Below are 18,720 nucleotides of genomic sequence, written 5' to 3' on the forward strand. Positions count from 1 at the left end.
CCCCCCCCCCCCCCCCCCCCCCCCCCCCCCCCCCCCCCCCCCCCCCCCCCCCCCCCCCCCCCCCCCCCCCCCCCCCCCCCCCCCCCCCCCCCCCCCCCCCCCCCCCCGGCGCACCCCTCGCAACATTCGCGGTGCGGTGCCGGTTTCAAGGCACTACACTTGCTCGATGGTCCTGGTTGCCCGCTGCGGCGCCTTTCGCCACAGCGCGCTCTTCGCAAAGGAGTCGTCGCTCATGTCTCAAGCAACACCTCAGGCCAAAGATCTCGATCGCCTCGCGATCGACACCATCCGTACCCTCTCGATGGACGCCGTGCAAAAGGCCAATTCCGGCCACCCCGGCACGCCGATGGCGCTCGCGCCCGTCGCGTTCCATCTCTGGCAGAACCATCTTCGTTACGACCCCGACGCGCCGCTCTGGCCGAATCGCGACCGCTTCGTGCTGTCGGTCGGCCATGCGTCGATGCTGCTTTACTCACTGCTGCATCTGGCGGGCGTGAAGGAAGTCGACGATGAGGGCAAGCCGACCGGCAAACCCGCCGTGTCGCTCGACGACATCGAGCATTTCCGCCAGCTCGACAGCAAGACGCCGGGTCACCCGGAATACCGCATGACGACCGGCGTCGAAACCACGACCGGCCCGCTCGGACAGGGTCTCGGCAACAGCGTCGGCATGGCGATGGCCGCGCGCTGGAAGGAAGCCCACTTCAACAAGGGCGAGGACACGATCTTCGACTACCGCGTCTACGCGCTGTGCGGCGACGGCGACATGATGGAAGGCGTGTCGCACGAAGCCGCGTCGCTCGCGGGGCATCTGCGGCTTTCGAACCTCATCTGGATCTACGACAGCAACCGCATCACCATCGAAGGCCATACGGATCTCGCGTATAGCGACGACGTCGAAGCGCGCTTTCACGGCTACAACTGGCACACGCTGCACGTCGACGACGCCAACGACGCGCAGGCGCTCGAAGATGCCATCAACAAGGCGAAGTCGCACACGGACAAGCCGACGCTGATCGTCGTGAAGAGCATCATCGGCTGGGGCGCGCCTAACAAGCAGGACACGGCGAGCGCGCACGGCGAGGCGCTCGGCGAGGAAGAGGTGAAGCTCGCGAAGAAGTTCTACGGCTGGCCGGAGGACAAGCAGTTCTATGTACCCGATGGTGTGATGCAGCACATCGCCGACGGCATGGGCGCGCGCGGCAAGAAGCTGCATGCCGAGTGGAAGCAGCGTTTCGACGCCTACGAGAAGGCCAATCCCGAGCTCGCGAAAGAAGCGTGGCTGATGCTCGGATCGAAGCTTCCCGACAACTGGGACGCCGATATTCCGACCTTCGAGCCCGACGCAAAAGGCATCGCCACGCGCGATTCGTCGGGCAAGGTGCTGAACGCCATCGCGCCGCGTCTTCCCTGGCTCATCGGCGGCGCGGCGGATCTCTCGCCATCGACGAAGACGAATCTCAAGTTCGAGGGCGCGGGCAGCTTCGAGCACGACAGCTACGGCGGACGCAATCTGCACTTCGGCATTCGCGAGCACGGCATGGGCGCGGTCTGCAATGGCCTGGCGCTCTCCGGATTGCGTCCGTATGGATCGACGTTCCTGATCTTCAGCGACTACATGAAGCCGCCGATCCGCCTCTCGGCGATCATGGAAGTGCCGGTGATCTACGTGTTCACGCACGATTCGATCGGCGTCGGCGAAGATGGTCCGACGCACCAGCCGATCGAGCAGTTGGCCTCCCTGCGCGGCGTGCCGGGCCTCTGCACGCTGCGCCCCGCCGATGCGAACGAGGTGAGCGAAGTGTGGCGCGTCGCGCTGTCGCATTCGAAGGAGCCGTCCTGCATCGTGCTCACGCGCCAGGCGCTGCCGACTTTCGATCGCAAGAAGTACGCATCGGCTGATGGCGTGAAGCATGGCGCGTATGTGCTCGCCGATGCCGAAGGCGGCAAGAAGCCCGAGGTTCTCCTGCTCGCGACCGGCAGTGAAGTGTCGCTGTGCGTCGAGGCCTACGAAAAACTGAAGGCCGAAGGCATCGCGGCGCGCGTCGTGTCCATGCCGTCGTGGGACATCTTCGAGAAGCAGGATACGGCGTACAAGGACTCGGTGCTGCCGCCGGACGTGAATGCGCGCGTCTGCGTCGAGCAGGCCGCGACGCTCGGCTGGGATCGCTATGTCGGCCGACTGGGAACCCAGATCGTGATGCACACATTCGGCGCATCGGCGCCGTTGAAGGCGTTGAAGAGCAAGTTCGGCTTCACGCCGGAAGCGGTCTACGAAGCCGCGAAGAAGCAGATCGAACGCGTGAAATCCAACGGCAAGGAGTGAATCATCATGCAGATCGGCATCGTGGGACTGGGGCGCATGGGCGGCAACATCGGGCGGCGGCTGATGCGCGGCGGGCATGCCTGCGTCGCGTACGATCACAATCCGCAAGCGACCGAAGCGCTCGCAAGCGACGGCGCGACGGGCGCGAAGGACCTGGGCGATCTCGTCGCGAAGCTGGCCGCGCCGCGCGTCGTCTGGCTGATGCTGCCCGCGGGGAAGATCACCGAAGACACGCTCAACGATCTGCACAAGATTCTCGGCGCGGACGACGTGATCATCGACGGCGGCAACAGCTTCTATAAAGACGATATCCGCCGCGCCGCGCAGTTGCGCGAGCAGGGCATCCATTACGTCGATGTCGGCACGTCGGGCGGCATCTGGGGACTGGAGCGCGGCTACTGCATGATGATCGGCGGCGATGAGGCGGTCGTGCGCCGGATGGATCCGATTCTCGCGACACTCGCGCCGGGACGCGGCGACATTCCCGAGACCCCCGGCCGCGAAGGGCGCGATCCGCGCGTCGAGAATGGCTACATGCATTGCGGACCGGTCGGTTCGGGGCACTTCGTGAAGATGGTCCACAACGGCATCGAGTACGGTCTGATGCAGGCGTATGCCGAAGGCTTTCACATCCTGAGGCACAAGGAGTCGAAGGACCTCGCGGAAGGCGAACGCTATACGCTCGATCTTGCGGATATCGCCGAAGTATGGCGGCGCGGCAGCGTGGTGTCGTCATGGCTGCTCGATCTGACCGCGGGCGCGCTCGCCAGCGACGGCACGCTCGAGCGCTTCTCGGCGGAAGTCGCGGACAGCGGCGAAGGGCGCTGGACGATCGAGGCGGCGATCGAGGAAGCGGTGCCCGCGCAGGTGCTGTCGGCGGCGCTTTACACGCGCTTCCGTTCGCGCGATGCCGAATCGTTCCCCGAACGCATGCTTTCGGCAATGCGCTTCGGCTTCGGCGGACATCACGAGTTTCCCGCGAAGTAGCGTTGCTTCGTCGACGGTGTAAATACGGCGATGGACTTGAGCGGTCCATCGCCGTTTTTCATTTCATCATGCGCCGCCGGAAGAGCCATGCGCACAGGAAGAACGGCACGAGCGCATACGCGAACAGCACGAGCACATGGAGGGCTGCGCCGTCGAACGGGCGGCCGAGCATCGCGGGGCGGATCAGTTCGACCGCGTGAAAGAGCGGCAGTACCTGCGTGACGCGCTGAGCGAGCGCGGGCAGTTGCGCGATCGGAAAGAACACGCCGGAGAGCAAGAGCATCGGCGTGAGCGCGAGCGTCTGATAGAACATGAAGAAGTCGTAGCTCGGCGCGAGCGCGGTGATGACCATCGCGGTGCTGGCGAACGCGAGTCCCGTCAGCGCGATGACGGGCAGCGCGATCAGCATCGACGGAAAGCTCGCATAGCCGAGCACGCCCGCGACGATCATGATCGCCACGCCAGAGAGCACCGACTTGCTCGCGGCCCATACGATCTCACCGAGCACGATGTCGCCGAGCGTGAGCGGCGTATGCATGATGGCTTCCCACGTGCGCTGAACGTGCATGCGCGAGAAGCCCGAGTACATCGCCTCGAAGCTCGCGGACATCATCACGCTCGATGCCGCCGTGCCCGCCGCGAGAAACGCGATGTACGACACACCGTCGACATGCCCGACCATCAGCCCGAGACCCAGTCCCAGGCCGAAGAGATAGATCATGGGGTCGGCGAGATTGCCGATCATCGAGGCAATCGCGAGCTTCTTCCAGACGAGATAGTTGCGCCGCCAGACCGACATCCAGTGCGTTGCATTGGCGGGCAGCGCGCTGGCTAGCGGCGTCACGCTTTGCGCGTGTTTCGGCTGCGCCCGCTCGCGTTTCTTGTTCTTGTCGATGCGGGATGGTTCGAGCGTATCCATTGAGTCAGTCCACCATTTCCCGTCCCGTGAGACGCAGGAAAACATCTTCGAGATTCGCCGGACGATGCAGATAGCGCACGTCCGCGCGGCCTTTCACGCGCGCATGCACGGGCTGCGGATCGTCCACGTAGCAAAAGAGCGTTTCGCCGCTCACTTCCATGCGCTCGACGAACGGCTCGAGTTCCGTCGCGAGCGCCTGCGGATCGGGCCCGTAAATCTCGATGACATCCGAGCCGATCACCGATTCGATGAGATCGTGCGGACGTCCTTCGGCAATCTTGCGGCCTTCCTCGATCACGCAGACGCGGTCGCACAGACGTTCGGCTTCTTCCATGAAATGCGTCGTCAGAAGGATGGTCTTGCCGCGCGTGAGCAGCGAGCGCAGGCGCTCCCAGATGAGATGCCGCGCTTGCGGATCGAGTCCGGTCGTTGGTTCATCCATCACGAGGACATCGGGATCGTTGACGAGCGCGCGCGCGAGCGTGAGACGCCGCTTCATGCCGCCCGACAATTCGCCGACGCGCGCATTCGCCTTGCTCTCCAGACGCGCGAATTCGAGCAGCGAAGGCACGAGCGCATCCATGCGCGCGCCGGTCAGACCAAAGTAGCGGCCGAAGACAGTCAGGTTTTCGCGCACCGTGAAATCGGGATCGAGGTTGTCGAACTGCGGCACGACGCCCACGCGTTCTCTCGCGAACCGGGCGCGCGCGGGGACCGGCTCGCCGACGAGACGAATCGCGCCGCTATCGGGCGAGGTGATGCCGAGCAGCATCTTGAGCGTCGTCGTCTTGCCCGCGCCGTTCGGGCCGAGCAGTCCGAAACATTCGCCGGGCCGCACATCGAACGAGAGACCATCGACGACGGTGCGTTCACCGTAGTGCTTCCTTACTTCGCTGAACTCGATGGCGGGCGCGCCGCTTTCATCGGACCCGCGTGCAGTGCGCTGTTGCAATGTTTGATCAGTCATGCATTCGTGCCGGGAAAACCGCGTGGGGAAATCCAGCGGGCTAGTGTAATCCATTGCACCAAGGCGATGCCTGGCGTGCAACCGCGTGCGGCGGGCGCGTTTCAAACCTGTGCGGCGAGCGTTGAACCGGTTCCGGCCGAAAGTGCCAGAGGCTTGTCCGTTGGCGTGTTCAGAGTTCTGGCACGGTGCGAGCTAGCATGTTCGCGCCGGTAAGCGTTTTCCAGCGTTGCCACGCATGTGGCGACACACGATGATGAAGCAACGCCGCGGGTAAATCGCGCTGTGGTCGCATCGAGCGGGCGCGAAGGGCAAGTTGGCCAGGGAGGTCATGATGGAAAGCTACCGAAAAATCCTGCTCTGCTATGACGGTTCCAGAGAGGGTCGCAAGGCATTGCGGCAAGGCGCGAATCTCGCGCTGGACCTGAATGCCGAGACGCACGTCCTCGCGGTGGTGGACATGCGATCGAGCATTGCGCAGAGCGCCGGACTGCTAACCGATATGGCCTGCGGACGCTTCGAGGAGGCCGCGCGCGATATTTTGCAGGAAGGCGTCGACTGGCTGCGCGAGCGGGGTCTTCAGGCGCAGGGACACTTCGCGTTCGGGCACCCGATCGACGAAATCGCGGCGCTTGCGGAAAGCCTTCAGGTCGATCTCGTCGTGGTGGGGCATCGCTGCCGCAACGGTCTCGCGCGCTGGTGGATGGGCGCGGGCAACACTCCGTTGCTCGACCGCGTGAAGTGCAGCATTCTTGTAGCCGTCTGTCAGGCCGGTGAATCGGCGGAGGCCGAAGATGAAGCGGCCTACGCCGCGAAACCGGTCAAGGCCGAAGCCGGCGCCTGAAGAGGACGTTCGACGCGTCACCCGTTGAGATCGACCGCGACGAGCTTCCATGTCATGAGGCCGTAGCGATGGAAGATCGCCGAGTAACGCGCATCTCCGGCGCCGTGCTGATACGTGACGACGAACGTGTTCAGGCTTCGATAACCGGCCGTGGTCTGGGGCGGCACCTTCGGTGTCTGCTGCGCGGTCGTGACGCCGGGGGCCGGCGCGTCCGGGTGCGCCGCCGATGAGCCGCTCCCGGCCGGCGGCGGCTGCTCGCCCGGATCGCCGCGCGGCGGAATGCCGTTCAGAATCGCCGCGACGCCGTCCGGTGTCGCATAGGAGTCCACCAGAGGACCGACGAGCGCTGCGCCGATCATCGCCCCGATGATCGCGAGCGGATTGCCGCTCTTTTGTATATCGACGCGGCGCGTGAGCAGCGCGCCGACCTGCTCCTTGAGGCTCGCGCGCAGCGCGGGAAAATCGACGTACTCGTTGACGGTCTGCGCATCGCGCGCATCGGCTGCGCGTTTTACGCGGTTCAGCGCGATGTAAGGCGACGCATAGATAAAAGCGAGCGCCGCGGCGAGAATCAGGACGACGACTGCGGCGGCGACGGAGCGGCTAGTGCGGGACATGCGACGGCGAAGCCTCTCTGCAAAACGTGAATCTGAAATTGACCTCGCAGGCGCGTGATAAATCCCGTTAATTCACATTCTGCGGGCGGTGCGCCTCGTTTCAGGCGAGGATGCCGCCGGTGAGCCCCGCGTTTTCCTCCGCGATGCAACGGTCGATCATGCGCGACACTTCGTCGATCTTGCCTACCAGAATCACGCGTGACTGGCCGCGATAGACACGCACCGGCGCGCGCTGTTCCGGCTCCGCATGCACTGTGCTGTTCAACGACACGCGCGCGAAAGCCGGCTGCTGGGACGGCAGCGCGGGCATTTCGTCGAAGAGATCCGACGTAGTTTCGGCGCGCGGCATGCCGCAGGCGATCAGCGCGCGCAGATGGCGCAGGCGGCCGAATTGACGGAAGGGCAGCAGCCGGGCAAAACGTTCCATGATGACTCTCCAGACGATAGGACGCACCGCGGCGCACCGCGCACGGCGGCCGTCATGCTTGTTATGTTTGAACCGGCTCGACTGAACGTCGAAAGCGGTTGGTGAGGCTATCTTGCGATGTCAATGAGACATTTCTTGTCCCGTTGCGAAAGTGAGCGAATGATTTGCCTCCGACTTTCGCTTCCCGCCCATGTCGCGCGGAGACCTCAGAACTCGCCTGAACGAATCAGCCCGACCGCGATGCCTTCCAGCGCGAAATCGCTGCTGCCGGAGCGCACGAAAATATTCTCGTAGTCCGGGTTTTCGGCGATGAGCTCGACGCCGTCCGGACGGCGTTTCCAGCGTTTGACCGTCACGTCGTCGCCGAGACGCGCGACCACGATCTGTCCGTCTTTCGCTTCGGTGCGCTTCTGCACGGCCAGCAAGTCGCCGTCGAGGATGCCGGCGTCGCGCATCGAGAGGCCGCGCACTTTCAGCAGATAGTCCGGCCGGCTGGAAAAGAGCGCGGGGTCGCAGGCGTAATGCTGCGAGATGTGTTCCTGCGCGAGGATCGGACTCCCGGCCGCGACACGCCCGACGAGCGGCAGCGACAGCTGCATGATGCTCTGATGCGGCAGCGTGAATTGATGGGGCATGTCCTCCGAACGATCGGAGCGCGAGGCATCGCCGAGCAGCCTGATGCCGCGCGACGAGCCCGCCGCGAGTTCGATCACGCCCTTGCGCGCCAGCGCCCGCAAGTGCTCCTCCGCGGAATTCGCCGAGCTGAAGCCGAGTTCCGCCGCAATCTCGGCGCGCGTCGGCGGAAAGCCCGTGCGGTCGATCGCGCGCTGGATCAGTTCGAACACCTGCTGCTGCCGCGCGGTAAGTTTTGATGTCTTGGTCACTGGCTCGGGCCCTTGGTGCACTGTATGGATGGACAGATGACTGTATTTTTATACAGTATTTCGCGCTTTTCAAGCTTTACTTTAAGTTCGCCCGTCTGCGGCTGCCGCGCGCACGCTTAGCGGCCGCGATCGCTTTTTCCATCCAGGAATATCGTTCTTAGCAGTTTTACGTATAAAAAAGTGAATAACGATTATTTCTAATCATATAGACGCCTCGATAGACTGATTCCGTCAATTCGATAAGACGGAGAACGGGGAATGCAAAGCATCAGACTGGGATTGGGCAAAGGCGCGCGGCGCCTGGTCGCGGCGGCGGCGCTGACGGCGGCGGGCGTTGGGATGGCCGCGTCGGCCTTCGCGCAGACGTCGTTTCTGAACGTCTCATACGACCCGACCCGCGAGCTGTATCAGGACTTCAATCAGGCGTTCGCGAAAAAGTGGAAGGCCGATACCGGCGAGACGGTGACCTTCAAGCAATCGCACGGCGGCTCGGGCGGACAGGCTCGCGCGGTGCTCGACGGTCTGCAGGCCGACGTCGTCACGCTCGCGCTCGCTTACGACATCGATGCGCTCGCCTCCAAGGGACTCGTCGGCGCGGATTGGCAAAAGCGCCTGCCGGACAACGCGTCGCCGTACACGTCGACGATCGTGTTCCTCGTGCGCAAAGGCAATCCGAAGCACATCAAGGACTGGGACGATCTGACGAAGCCCGGCGTGTCGATCGTCACGCCGAACCCCAAGACCTCGGGCGGCGCGCGCTGGAATTACCTCGCGGCGTGGGCGTATGCGCAGCACAAGCCGGGCGGCAACGAGCAGACCGCGAAAGATTTCGTGACGAAGCTCTATAAGAATGCCGGCGTGCTCGATTCCGGCGCGCGCGGCGCCACGACGAGCTTCGTGCAGCGCGGCCAGGGCGACGTGCTGATCGCGTGGGAAAACGAAGCGTTCCTTTCGGTGAAAGAGTTCGGCACCGACAAGTTCGAGATCGTCGTGCCGACGGTGAGCATCCTCGCGGAACCGCCGGTCGCGGTGGTCGACAAGGTCGTCGACAAGCACGGCACGCGCAAGCTCGCCGATGCCTATCTCAAGTACCTGTATAGCGACGAAGGACAGCAGATCGCCGCACGCAACTTTTATCGGCCGCGCTCGGACAAGGTGCCCGCCGAACTCACCAAGCAGTTTCCGAAGCTGAAGCTCTACACCATCGACGACACGTTCGGCGGCTGGACCAAGGCGCAGAAGACGCATTTCGCGGACGGCGGCGTGTTCGATTCGATCTATCAACCGCAGTAACAGAAGAAGCGGGCGACGCGGCGCATCCATGACGCCGCGCGCCCGAAGCAGCAACGCGCCTCACCCCGGCGCAAAAAAGGATCAATCAAGGATGACGACCCTCACATTCAAGAAGCCGAGCGCGCTTCCCGGGTTCGGCCTGACGCTCGGCATCACGGTGGCGTACTTGAGCCTCGTGGTGCTGATTCCGCTCGCCGCCACCTTCGCGAAGACGGCGACGCTCGACTGGGCGCAGTTCGTACGCGCAGTGACCTCGCCGCGCGTGCTCGCGTCGTATCGGCTCACGTTCAGCGCGGCGCTCGGCGGCGCACTCATCAACGCGGTGTTCGGCTTTCTCGTCGCGTGGGTGCTTGTGCGCTACACGTTTCCGTTCAAGCGCATCGTCGATGCGATCGTCGATCTGCCGTTTGCGCTGCCGACTTCCGTCGCGGGCATCTCGCTCGCCGCGGTCTATGCGGGCAACGGCTGGATCGGGCAATATCTCGCGCCGCTCGGCATCAAGGTCGCCTTCACGCCGCTGGGCGTGCTCGTCGCGCTGACGTTCATCGGCTTGCCTTTCGTCGTGCGCACGGTTCAGCCCGTGCTGGAAGAATTCGAACGGGAGCAGGAAGAGGCCGCCGCGTGCCTTGGCGCGACGCGCTGGCTGACGTTTCGCCGCGTCGTGCTGCCTTCGGTCTTTCCCGCGCTACTGACGGGTTTCGCGCTCGCGTTCGCGCGCGCACTCGGCGAGTACGGCTCGGTGATCTTCATCGCGGGCAATGTGCCGATGAAATCCGAGATCACGTCGCTGCTCATCATCACGAAGCTCGAACAGTACGACTATGCCGGCGCGACCGCGCTCGCCGTCGTGATGCTGTGCGTGTCGTTCCTGATGCTGCTCTTCATCAATACGCTGCAGTGGTTCCTGCAGCGGCGCACGAGCAGGACGGGCGCGGCGCCTGCCGTCGCGGCCGGCCCTTCGCTGCACGTCGGACATCCGGGCGGAGGTCACGCATGAGCACGCCCGATAGCAAGGCGCTTCCGGTGCACGCACCCGTGCGCGTGCGCAAGCACAGCCTCAACCCCGTCACCGAGCCGCGTGCCGTGCGCTGGCTGCTCACGGGCATCGCGCTCGTGTTTCTTGCGCTCTTTCTCGTGGTCCCGCTCGTCGCGGTGTTCGTGCAGGCATTCGCGAAAGGCATCGACTATTACTTCGAGTCGCTGAAGGATCCGGATGCGTGGTCCGCGATCAAGCTCACGCTGGTCACCGCCGCGATCGCCGTGCCGCTGAATGTCGTGTTCGGACTGGCGGCGTCGTGGGCGATCGCGAAGTTCGACTTCCGCGGCAAGGCGCTCTTGACCACGCTCATCGATTTGCCGTTCTCGGTCTCGCCGGTGATCTCGGGTCTCATTTACGTACTGATCTTCGGCGCGCAGGGCTGGTTCGGCCCGTGGCTCGCCGCGCATGACGTGCAGATCATCTTCGCGGTGCCGGGCATCGTGCTCGCGACCATCTTCGTGACGTTCCCGTTCGTCGCCCGCGAGCTGATTCCGCTGATGCAGGCGCAGGGCAACGACGAAGAGGAAGCGGCGCACGTGCTCGGTGCATCGGGCTGGCAGATCTTCAGGCGCGTGACGCTGCCCAACGTGAAGTGGGGCCTGCTCTACGGCGTGATCCTCTGCAACGCCCGCGCGATGGGCGAGTTCGGCGCGGTATCGGTCGTGTCGGGCCACATCCGCGGCCAGACCGACACGATGCCGCTGCACGTCGAAATTCTCTATAACGAATACAACTTCTCGGCCGCGTTCGCGGTGGCGTCGCTGCTCGCGCTGCTCGCGCTCGTCACGCTCGCGCTCAAGCTCCTCGCGGAGCGGCGCATGTCGCAAGCCGTCAGCGAAGCCCGGAAACCCGCACAGCATTGAAGAGGCCGACAACATCATGAGCATCATCGTTCGCAATCTGCAAAAACGCTTCGGCGATTTCACCGCGCTCGACAACGTCACGCTGGATTTTCCTGCAGGCGAACTGGTCGCGCTGCTCGGGCCTTCCGGCTGCGGCAAGACCACGCTGCTGCGGGTCATCGCAGGCCTCGAGTTCGCCGATGCGGGACAAGTCGTGCTGCATGGAGAGGACGTCGCGGCAGTCGGCGCGCGCGAGCGGCAAGTCGGCTTCGTGTTCCAGCATTACGCGCTCTTCAGGCACATGACGGTGTTCGAGAACGTCGCGTTCGGCCTGCGTGTGAAGCCGCGCCGCGAGCGTCCGAGCGAAGCCGCGATCCGCGAGAAAGTGCATGAACTGCTGAAGCTCGTGCAGCTCGACTGGCTCGCCGAACGTTTTCCGTCCGAGCTGTCGGGCGGACAGCGGCAGCGCATCGCGCTCGCACGCGCGCTCGCCGTCGAGCCGAAAGTGCTCCTGCTCGACGAGCCGTTCGGGGCGCTCGACGCGAAAGTGCGCAAGGAACTGCGCAGCTGGTTGCGCCGCCTGCACGACGATCTGCATATCTCGACACTCTTCGTCACGCATGACCAGGAAGAGGCGCTCGAAGTGGCGGACCGCATCGTCGTGATGAATCATGGGCGGGTGGAGCAGGTAGGTAGCCCGCAGGACGTGTACGATCATCCGCAGACGTCGTTCGTGTACGAGTTTCTCGGCGCGGCGAACCGGCTGCAGGGCAATGTCGATGCGAACGGCTTCGTCGCCGATGGCGCCGCGAGCCCGATCGCCACACAGGCGCATTTCAGCGGCCGGGCGCTTGCGTATGTGCGCCCGCATGATCTCGCACTGTATCCCGCCGACGGCGCGCATCGCGATGGCATCGTGGTCGGCGTGCGGCGCGTCGTGACGCTGGGCGGCTCGGTGCGCGTCGAGCTCGAAGGCAGCGCGGGCAGCGTGATCGAGGCGGAGCTGGATCGGGAGGCATGGCGCGCGCTCAAGCTCGATATCGGCGATGGCGTGACGGCCGTGCCACGCGCGCTGCGGGTCTTTCCGGCGCCATCGCCGGCGCAATGACATAACGACATAAAAGGATCGCGGAGAGGTTCACATGAATTTTCAGCAACTGCGCTTCGTGCGCGAGGCCGTGCGTCAGAACATGAATCTGACGGAGGTCGCCAACGTGCTCTACACGTCGCAATCCGGCGTGTCGAAACAGATCAAGGATCTCGAGGACGAGCTCGGCGTCGATATCTTCATTCGACGCGGCAAACGTCTCACGGGACTCACCGAGCCGGGCAAGGAGGTGCATCAGCTGATCGAGCGCATGCTGCTCGACGCCGAGAACCTGCGGCGCGTCGCGCGCCAGTTCGCGGATCAGGACAACGGCCACCTGGTCGTCGCGACGACCCACACGCAGGCGCGTTACGCGCTGCCGAAGGTCATCCGCCAGTTCACGGAAGTGTTCCCCAAGGTGCATCTCGCGTTGCGCCAGGGCAGCCCGCAGCAGATCGCGCAGATGATCATCAATGGCGAGGCGGATATCGGCATCTCGACCGAAGCGCTCGACCGTTACCCGGACATCGTCACGTTTCCGTGCTATTCGTGGCATCACACGGTCGTCGTGCCGAAGGATCATCCGCTCGTCGGCCGCGAGAACATCACGCTCGAGCAGATCGCCGAATATCCGATCGTCACCTACGACCAGGACTTCACCGGCCGCTCGCACGTCGATCAGGCGTTCGCGAGCGCGGGCGCGATTCCCGATATCGTGCTGACCGCGATCGATGCCGACGTCATCAAGACGTATGTCGAGCTGGGCATGGGCATCGGCATTGTCGCGGCGATGGCCTACGACGCGAAGCGGGACACCGAGCTTGTCGCGCTCGACACGCAGCATCTTTTCGAGGCCAGCACGACGCGCGTCGGGCTGAGAAAGGGCGCGTTCCTGCGGGCGTACGCGTATCGATTGATCGAGATGTTCGCGCCGCAACTCGAAGAAGCGCAGATCGCGGCCCAGCTTCGCGAAACGGCGTGATTCACATGCCGGCTGATTTACAATCGCCGGCATGAATACTTCCTCTCTCCCTCGCATTGCCGTGCTGGCAACGGGCGGCACCATCGCCGGGTCCGCCGGTGATGCATCGAAGACGGCGGGCTACAAGGCGGGCGTCGTCGGCGTCGACAAATTGCTCGATGCCGTGCCCGCGCTAGGTACAGTCGCGCGCATTCACGCCGAGCAGATCGCGAGCATCGACAGCAAGGACATGAGCGTTGCGCTGTGGACCGCGCTCGCCTCGCGCGTCAATGAACTGCTCGCGCAGGACGATATCGATGGCGTCGTCGTCACGCATGGCACCGATACGCTCGAAGAAACCGCGTATCTGCTGCATCTCACCGTGAAGCACGCGAAGCCTGTCGTGCTGACGGCGGCGATGCGTCCATCGACCGCGCTGTCCGCCGATGGCCCGCTCAATCTGCTGAACGCGGTGACGGTCGCGGCCTCGAAGGACGCGGCGGGCAAGGGCGTGCTCGTCGCATTCAATAATCAGATCCACTGCGCACGCGATGTCACCAAGACGAGCACCTACGCGGTCGATGCGTTCCGTTCGCCCGAGACCGGCGTGCTCGGCTTCGTGCAGGACGGGCGCGTCGAGTTTCAGCGTACGGTCGTGCGGCCGCATACCACTGCCAGCGAGTTTTCCGTGACCGATGAATGGCCGATGGTCGAGATCGTCGCGAGTTACGCGGATGCATCGCGCGTGATGGTCGATGCCCTCGTGGCGGCGGGTGTGCGCGGGATCGTCGTCGCGGGCACGGGCAACGGCTCGATGCATGCGACGCTCACGCAGGCGCTCGCCGATGCGGTAAGGCAGGGCGTCGCGGTGGTGCGCGCGTCGCGCGTGGGGTCGGGGCATGTGATGCGCAACGGCGCCGCGAATGATGACGCGCTCGGGAGCGTCAGTGCGGGGACGCTTAATGCCTATAAGGCGCGGGTGTTGTTGATGCTTGCTCTGGCTTCGGGGGTCGGAGACCTGCAGCGCGTTTTCGATGCTTACTAGTTTTTGTTTTGTTTGATTGATTGCAAGACAAAAAAACGCGAACCGAAGTCCGCGTTCGAATCGTCGAAACCAAGAAAAATCAGTTCGCCGCCGGAATACGCAGCACCTGCCCTGGATAAATCTTGTCCGGACTCTTCAACATCGGCTTATTCGCTTCGAAGATCACATCGTTCTTCGAGCCGTTGCCATAGTATTTCTCGGCGATCTTCCAAAGATTGTCGCCCGACACGACGGTGTAATACTGCGACTCGGGCTCGCTACTGGGCACGGTCAACTGGTCATCGACCTTGTCGACGTGCTGCACATTGCCCGCCGCGACGAGAATCTTTTCCTTCGTCGCCTGATCCGGCGCCTGGCCCGACACGGTCACGGTATGCGACGCGCCGTCATACTTCACATCCAGATTGTCCGCATTGAGACCCTGCGAACGGATGTACGTCGCGATGGCTTCGCCCGCTTTCTGATTCAGCGCCGCGACATCGACAGGCGCCGCGGCCGGCGCCGCTTCAGCCTTCGACGAGACTGCGCCGAAGAGTTTCTCACCTGCTTCCTTGATAAAGCTGAGGATTCCCATTGTTCAACTCCTTGATTAGCAGTGGTGTTACGGCTCGCGAAGTCTAGGCAGATTAGTCGCGATGACCACCAGATAGTTCTGAGTTTTCACAAAAGGATTTGTACACCGCTCATGCTTCAGCAGTAAGACACAAACTGCAACAATCCGACGCGGACACCCGACGACAAACCGTCTGACCGACCAAGGCTTACCCGGCGCACCGCCGGGTGCCGCTCTCGGACCCCACTTTGCCGCCCTCAGCCCAGAGCGACATTTGTCCCGCGTGCCCATACGCGGGACGCCCCACGGTTCAGGCGATACGAATCACGCAGCAGCCTTGGCCTGCTGCGGCTCTTCGGCCACCTGGAAGTTCGACATGATTTCGAGCGCACGCACGAGCGCCGAGTGATCCCACGCCTTTCCGCCGTTCGCGGCGCATACGCTGAACAATTGCTGCGCGCTCGCCGTGTGGGGCAGGGCGAGGCCCATCTTGCGCGCGCCGTCGAGCGCGAGGTTCAAATCCTTTTGATGCAGCTCGATACGAAAGCCCGGATTGAACGTGCGTTTCGTCATGCGCTCGCCATGCACTTCGAGGATGCGCGACGATGCGAAACCGCCCATCAGTGCTTTACGCACGCGCTCCGGATCGGCGCCCGAACGTGCCGCGAACAGCAGCGCTTCCGCGACCGCCTCGATGTTCAGCGCGACGATGATCTGGTTCGCGACCTTGCACGTCTGACCCGCACCGTTGTCGCCGATGAGCGAGATGTTCTTGCCCATCAGTTCGAACAAAGGCTTTGCGATCTCGAACGACTTCTCGGGACCGCCGACCATGATCGTGAGCGTCGCTTCACGCGCGCCGACTTCGCCGCCGGACACCGGCGCGTCGAGATAGTCGCAGCCGAGCGCGTTGATCTTCTTCGCGAACTCCTGCGTGTCGAGCGGGGCGATCGAGCTCATGTCGATCACGAGCTTGCCCTTCGTGAGACCCTTCGCGACGCCGTCATCGGCGAACAGCACATTGGCGACATCGGGCGTGTCGGGCACCATCGTGATGACGATCTCGCTTTCCTGCGCGACCGCGGTGGAATCCGCGACGACCTGCGTCTGCGCGCGGATATCGTCCGGCACCGGATACTTGCCGTTCACGACGAGCTTGTGACCGCCCTTGATGAGATTGCGCGCCATGTGCGCGCCCATGATGCCGAGACCGATGAAACCGATGGTTGCCATGCTTCCAGCTCCTCCTGTGTGTCAGATTTAAGCGGCAGCGGTGGCTTTCACGCCGCCGATGCTTTGCAGCCAGCCGAGGCCCGCTTCGGTGCCATTGAGCGGCTTGTACTCGCAGCCGATCCAGCCTTGATAACCAATCTCGTCGAGCAGGCCGAACAGATACGCGTAGTTGATTTCGCCCGTGCCCGGCTCGTTGCGGCCGGGGTTGTCGGCGAGCTGGATATGCGCGATCTGCGGCAGGTTCTTCCTGATCGTCGCCGCGAGTTCGCCTTCCATGCGCTGCATGTGATAGATGTCGTACTGCAGGAACAGATTGTCCGAGCCGACCGCGCGGATCACATCCAGTCCTTCTTTCGAACGGTTGAGCGCGAAGCCCGGAATGTCGTACGCGTTGCACGGCTCGACTAGCAGCCTGATGCCTTCCTTCTTCAGGGCGTCTGCCGCAAAACGCAGATTCTCGATGATCGTCGTGCGCGCCTGTTCCGCCGAGACGCCCGCCGTCGGAATGCCGACGAGGCAATTCAGTTGCGGCACGTTCAGCGCCTTGGCATATTCGATCGCGCGCGGCACGCCTTCGCGGAACTCCGCGACGCGATCCGGCAGGCAGGCGATACCGCGCTCGCCCGCTTCCCAGTTGCCCGCGGGCAGGTTATGCAGCACGATCTGCAGGTCGTTGTCCTTCAGGCGCCTCTGGATGTCGCTGATCGAGAACGCGTAAGGGAACAGGAACTCGACCGCCTTGAAGCCCGCGTTCGCCGCCGCGGCAAAGCGGTCGAGGAACGGGACTTCGTTGAACAGCATGGTCAGGTTCGCAGCAAATTTCGGCATTATTTTGTCCTGATGGTCGGTCAGTGGATGTGCGCCGCGCGGTCCGGTCGTTCGACACGCGGCGGCGATACTCAGTCGAGCGGCGTGATTGCGGTCGGTGCATCGACCTTGCTCGCGGCGAGCTCCTCGAATTCGTTGATCGCGTCGATCTCGGTGCCCATCGCGATGTTCGTCACGCGCTCGAGAATCATCTCGACGACGACCGGCACCTGATGTTCGGCAGCCAGCGCCTGCGCCTGCTTGAGCGCCGGTGCGATGTCTTCCGGCTTGTGCACGCGCAGCGCCTTGCAGCCGAGACCTTCGGCGACCGCGACGTGATCCACGCCATAGCCTTCGAGCTCAGGCGCATTGATATTGTCGAACGCGAGCTGCACGCAATAGTCCATGTCGAAGCCGCGCTGCGCCTGACGGATCAGGCCGAGGTACGAGTTGTTCACGACCACGTGCACGTACGGCAGCTTGAATTGCGCGCCGACCGCGAGCTCTTCGATCATGAACTGGAAGTCGTAGTCGCCCGAGAGCGCGACGATCTTGCGTTGCGGGTCCGCGGCACGCACGCCGAGCGCAGCGGGAATCGTCCAGCCGAGCGGGCCGGCCTGGCCGCAGTTGATCCAGTTACGCGCCTTGAAGACGTGCAGGAACTGCGCGCCCGCGATCTGCGACAGACCGATCGTCGTGACGAAGCAGGTGTCGCGGTCGAACGCGAGATTCATCTCTTCGTAGACGCGCTGCGGCTTCATCGGGACGTTGTCGAAGTGCGTCTTGCGCAGCATCGTGCGCTTGCGCTGCTGGCAGTCGGCGACCCACGCGCGGCGGTCCTTCAGCTTGCCGGCGGCCTTCCATTCCTTCGCCACTTCGACGAACAGTTCGAGCGCGGCCTTCGCATCCGACACGATGCCGAGGTCCGGTCCGAACACGCGGCCGATCTGCGTCGGCTCGATATCCACGTGCACGAACTTACGGCCCTTGGTGTAAACCTCGACGCTGCCGGTATGGCGGTTCGCCCAGCGGTTGCCGATGCCGAGCACGAAGTCGGAGGCGAGCATCGTCGCGTTACCGTAGCGGTGCGACGTCTGCAGGCCGACCATGCCGGCCATCAGCGGGTGATCGTCCGGAATCGCGCCCCAGGACATGAGCGTCGGAATGACGGGCACGCCGAGCGTTTCGGCGAACTGCACGAGCAGATCTTCGGCCGCTGCATTCAGCACGCCGCCGCCGGAGACGATCAACGGCTTTTCGGCGTCGTTGAGCATCGTCAGCGCTTTTTCGATCTGCGCGCGCGTTGCCTTCGGCTTGTAGACCGGCAGCGGCTCATACGTGTCGATGTCGAATTCGATCTCGGCGAGCTGCACGTCGATCGGCAGGTCGACCAGCACCGGACCCGGACGGCCCGAGCGCATCAGATGGAAGGCCTGCTGGAACACGCGCGGCACGAGCGCCGGCTCGCGCACGGTGACGGCCCACTTCGTGACCGGCTTGGCGATCGATTCGATGTCGACGGCCTGGAAGTCTTCCTTGTACAGACGCGCACGCGGCGCCTGGCCGGTGATGGCGAGAATGGGGATCGAATCCGCCTGGGCCGAGTAGAGGCCCGTGATCATGTCCGTGCCCGCCGGACCCGACGTGCCGATGCAAACGCCGATGTTGCCGGGCGCGGCCCGGGTATAACCTTCGGCCATGTGCGAGGCGCCCTCGACGTGGCGCGCGAGCACGTGGCTGATGCTGCCCGACTTCTTCATCGCCGAGTAGAAGGGGTTGATGGCGGCGCCCGGCACGCCGAACGCGGTGTCGATTCCTTCTTTTTCCAGCACGAGGACGGCTGCGTCGACGGCTCTCATCTTGGGCATGGTTGTCTCCTTCCTGGGGTCTCT

18 protein-coding genes are annotated in these 18,720 nt (G+C 63.9%); 9 read left to right on the forward strand and 9 right to left on the reverse strand.

Going from position 1 to position 18,720, the window contains the following annotated elements; translation table 11 throughout:
- Nucleotides 1-232: 232 nt before the first annotated feature.
- Together tkt and gnd are read left to right on the forward strand one after the other, a co-directional pair.
- A complete protein-coding gene (gene tkt / locus NCR38_RS06095; RefSeq protein WP_250476645.1) occupies nt 233-2,326 on the forward strand; it encodes a transketolase in 2,094 nt (697 codons plus the stop codon).
- Between the two features lie 6 nt (nt 2,327-2,332).
- Nucleotides 2,333-3,313 carry a phosphogluconate dehydrogenase (NAD(+)-dependent, decarboxylating) gene (gene gnd / locus NCR38_RS06100; protein WP_250476590.1) on the forward strand — a complete coding sequence of 327 codons (981 nt, stop codon included), beginning with the start codon at nt 2,333-2,335 and terminating at the stop codon, nt 3,311-3,313.
- A 58-nt stretch (nt 3,314-3,371) separates the two neighbouring features.
- On the opposite strand, the gene NCR38_RS06105 is transcribed toward gnd, so the two are convergent.
- Nucleotides 3,372-4,232 (reverse strand): ABC transporter permease, encoded by an 861-nt coding sequence (locus NCR38_RS06105; protein WP_284502157.1) that lies wholly within the window; start codon nt 4,230-4,232, stop codon nt 3,372-3,374.
- Between the two features lie 4 nt (nt 4,233-4,236).
- The gene (gene nodI, locus NCR38_RS06110; protein ID WP_250476591.1) at nt 4,237-5,199 is read right to left on the reverse strand and encodes a nodulation factor ABC transporter ATP-binding protein NodI; all 963 of its coding nucleotides are present in this window, start codon (nt 5,197-5,199) and stop codon (nt 4,237-4,239) included.
- Nucleotides 5,200-5,530: 331 nt separating this feature from the next.
- On the opposite strand from nodI, the gene NCR38_RS06115 reads away from it, so the two are divergent.
- On the forward strand, nt 5,531-6,040 hold the full coding sequence (locus NCR38_RS06115) for a universal stress protein (RefSeq protein WP_061117618.1): 510 nt from the start codon (nt 5,531-5,533) through the stop codon (nt 6,038-6,040).
- Nucleotides 6,041-6,057: 17 nt separating this feature from the next.
- Here the strand turns inward: NCR38_RS06115 and NCR38_RS06120 are convergent, their stop codons facing one another.
- The 3 genes from NCR38_RS06120 to lexA all read right to left on the reverse strand — a co-directional run bounded on the left by NCR38_RS06120 (nt 6,058) and on the right by lexA (nt 7,968).
- Nucleotides 6,058-6,657 (reverse strand): DUF2939 domain-containing protein, encoded by a 600-nt coding sequence (locus NCR38_RS06120; protein WP_250476592.1) that lies wholly within the window; start codon nt 6,655-6,657, stop codon nt 6,058-6,060.
- A gap of 100 nt (nt 6,658-6,757) precedes the next feature.
- Complete coding sequence (locus NCR38_RS06125; RefSeq protein ID WP_061117426.1) at nt 6,758-7,084, reverse strand: hypothetical protein; 327 nt, start codon at nt 7,082-7,084, stop codon at nt 6,758-6,760.
- Between the two features lie 206 nt (nt 7,085-7,290).
- On the reverse strand, nt 7,291-7,968 hold the full coding sequence (lexA, locus tag NCR38_RS06130) for a transcriptional repressor LexA (protein WP_061117425.1): 678 nt from the start codon (nt 7,966-7,968) through the stop codon (nt 7,291-7,293).
- 258 nt (nt 7,969-8,226) lie between these two features.
- On the opposite strand from lexA, the gene NCR38_RS06135 reads away from it, so the two are divergent.
- From NCR38_RS06135 to NCR38_RS06160, 6 genes are all read left to right on the forward strand, one after another.
- On the forward strand, nt 8,227-9,261 hold the full coding sequence (locus tag NCR38_RS06135) for a sulfate ABC transporter substrate-binding protein (protein ID WP_250476593.1): 1,035 nt from the start codon (nt 8,227-8,229) through the stop codon (nt 9,259-9,261).
- A 91-nt stretch (nt 9,262-9,352) separates the two neighbouring features.
- Complete coding sequence (gene cysT / locus NCR38_RS06140) at nt 9,353-10,258, forward strand: sulfate ABC transporter permease subunit CysT (protein WP_061117423.1); 906 nt, start codon at nt 9,353-9,355, stop codon at nt 10,256-10,258.
- Entirely contained in the window at nt 10,255-11,163 is a 909-nt protein-coding gene (gene cysW / locus NCR38_RS06145; RefSeq protein ID WP_061117422.1) for a sulfate ABC transporter permease subunit CysW, read from the forward strand. The genes cysT and cysW overlap by 4 nt, the downstream gene beginning before the upstream one ends.
- Before the next feature lie 16 nt (nt 11,164-11,179).
- Nucleotides 11,180-12,250, forward strand: coding sequence for a sulfate/molybdate ABC transporter ATP-binding protein (locus NCR38_RS06150; protein ID WP_061117421.1), 1,071 nt, complete (start codon nt 11,180-11,182; stop codon nt 12,248-12,250).
- A gap of 34 nt (nt 12,251-12,284) precedes the next feature.
- The gene (locus NCR38_RS06155) at nt 12,285-13,211 is read left to right on the forward strand and encodes a CysB family HTH-type transcriptional regulator (RefSeq protein ID WP_061117420.1); all 927 of its coding nucleotides are present in this window, start codon (nt 12,285-12,287) and stop codon (nt 13,209-13,211) included.
- 31 nt (nt 13,212-13,242) lie between these two features.
- Complete coding sequence (locus NCR38_RS06160; RefSeq protein WP_250476594.1) at nt 13,243-14,235, forward strand: asparaginase; 993 nt, start codon at nt 13,243-13,245, stop codon at nt 14,233-14,235.
- 79 nt (nt 14,236-14,314) lie between these two features.
- Here the strand turns inward: NCR38_RS06160 and lysM are convergent, their stop codons facing one another.
- From lysM to gcl, 4 genes are all read right to left on the reverse strand, one after another.
- Nucleotides 14,315-14,809 carry a peptidoglycan-binding protein LysM gene (gene lysM, locus NCR38_RS06165; protein ID WP_061117418.1) on the reverse strand — a complete coding sequence of 165 codons (495 nt, stop codon included), beginning with the start codon at nt 14,807-14,809 and terminating at the stop codon, nt 14,315-14,317.
- Nucleotides 14,810-15,112: 303 nt separating this feature from the next.
- Entirely contained in the window at nt 15,113-16,021 is a 909-nt protein-coding gene (locus NCR38_RS06170; RefSeq protein WP_061117417.1) for a 2-hydroxy-3-oxopropionate reductase, read from the reverse strand.
- A gap of 27 nt (nt 16,022-16,048) precedes the next feature.
- Nucleotides 16,049-16,849: a hydroxypyruvate isomerase gene (gene hyi, locus NCR38_RS06175; RefSeq protein ID WP_250476595.1), complete on the reverse strand. Its 801-nt coding sequence runs from the start codon at nt 16,847-16,849 to the stop codon at nt 16,049-16,051.
- A gap of 71 nt (nt 16,850-16,920) precedes the next feature.
- On the reverse strand, nt 16,921-18,696 hold the full coding sequence (gcl, locus tag NCR38_RS06180) for a glyoxylate carboligase (protein WP_061117415.1): 1,776 nt from the start codon (nt 18,694-18,696) through the stop codon (nt 16,921-16,923).
- Nucleotides 18,697-18,720: the final 24 nt, after the last annotated feature.

Origin of the sequence: Caballeronia sp. INML1, from assembly GCF_023631085.1 — a bacterium.
Lineage (GTDB): Bacteria > Pseudomonadota > Gammaproteobacteria > Burkholderiales > Burkholderiaceae > Caballeronia > Caballeronia turbans.

Coding starts and splice junctions, on each gene's coding strand:
- tkt (WP_250476645.1), top strand. CDS start 233: ATGTCTCAAGCAACACCTCAGGCCAAAGATCTCGATCGCCTCGCGATC.
- gnd (WP_250476590.1), top strand. CDS start 2,333: ATGCAGATCGGCATCGTGGGACTGGGGCGCATGGGCGGCAACATCGGG.
- NCR38_RS06105 (WP_284502157.1), bottom strand. CDS start 4,232: ATGGATACGCTCGAACCATCCCGCATCGACAAGAACAAGAAACGCGAG.
- nodI (WP_250476591.1), bottom strand. CDS start 5,199: ATGACTGATCAAACATTGCAACAGCGCACTGCACGCGGGTCCGATGAA.
- NCR38_RS06115 (WP_061117618.1), top strand. CDS start 5,531: ATGGAAAGCTACCGAAAAATCCTGCTCTGCTATGACGGTTCCAGAGAG.
- NCR38_RS06120 (WP_250476592.1), bottom strand. CDS start 6,657: ATGTCCCGCACTAGCCGCTCCGTCGCCGCCGCAGTCGTCGTCCTGATT.
- NCR38_RS06125 (WP_061117426.1), bottom strand. CDS start 7,084: ATGGAACGTTTTGCCCGGCTGCTGCCCTTCCGTCAATTCGGCCGCCTG.
- NCR38_RS06135 (WP_250476593.1), top strand. CDS start 8,227: ATGCAAAGCATCAGACTGGGATTGGGCAAAGGCGCGCGGCGCCTGGTC.
- cysT (WP_061117423.1), top strand. CDS start 9,353: ATGACGACCCTCACATTCAAGAAGCCGAGCGCGCTTCCCGGGTTCGGC.
- cysW (WP_061117422.1), top strand. CDS start 10,255: ATGAGCACGCCCGATAGCAAGGCGCTTCCGGTGCACGCACCCGTGCGC.
- NCR38_RS06150 (WP_061117421.1), top strand. CDS start 11,180: ATGAGCATCATCGTTCGCAATCTGCAAAAACGCTTCGGCGATTTCACC.
- NCR38_RS06155 (WP_061117420.1), top strand. CDS start 12,285: ATGAATTTTCAGCAACTGCGCTTCGTGCGCGAGGCCGTGCGTCAGAAC.
- NCR38_RS06160 (WP_250476594.1), top strand. CDS start 13,243: ATGAATACTTCCTCTCTCCCTCGCATTGCCGTGCTGGCAACGGGCGGC.
- lysM (WP_061117418.1), bottom strand. CDS start 14,809: ATGGGAATCCTCAGCTTTATCAAGGAAGCAGGTGAGAAACTCTTCGGC.
- NCR38_RS06170 (WP_061117417.1), bottom strand. CDS start 16,021: ATGGCAACCATCGGTTTCATCGGTCTCGGCATCATGGGCGCGCACATG.
- hyi (WP_250476595.1), bottom strand. CDS start 16,849: ATGCCGAAATTTGCTGCGAACCTGACCATGCTGTTCAACGAAGTCCCG.
- gcl (WP_061117415.1), bottom strand. CDS start 18,696: ATGCCCAAGATGAGAGCCGTCGACGCAGCCGTCCTCGTGCTGGAAAAA.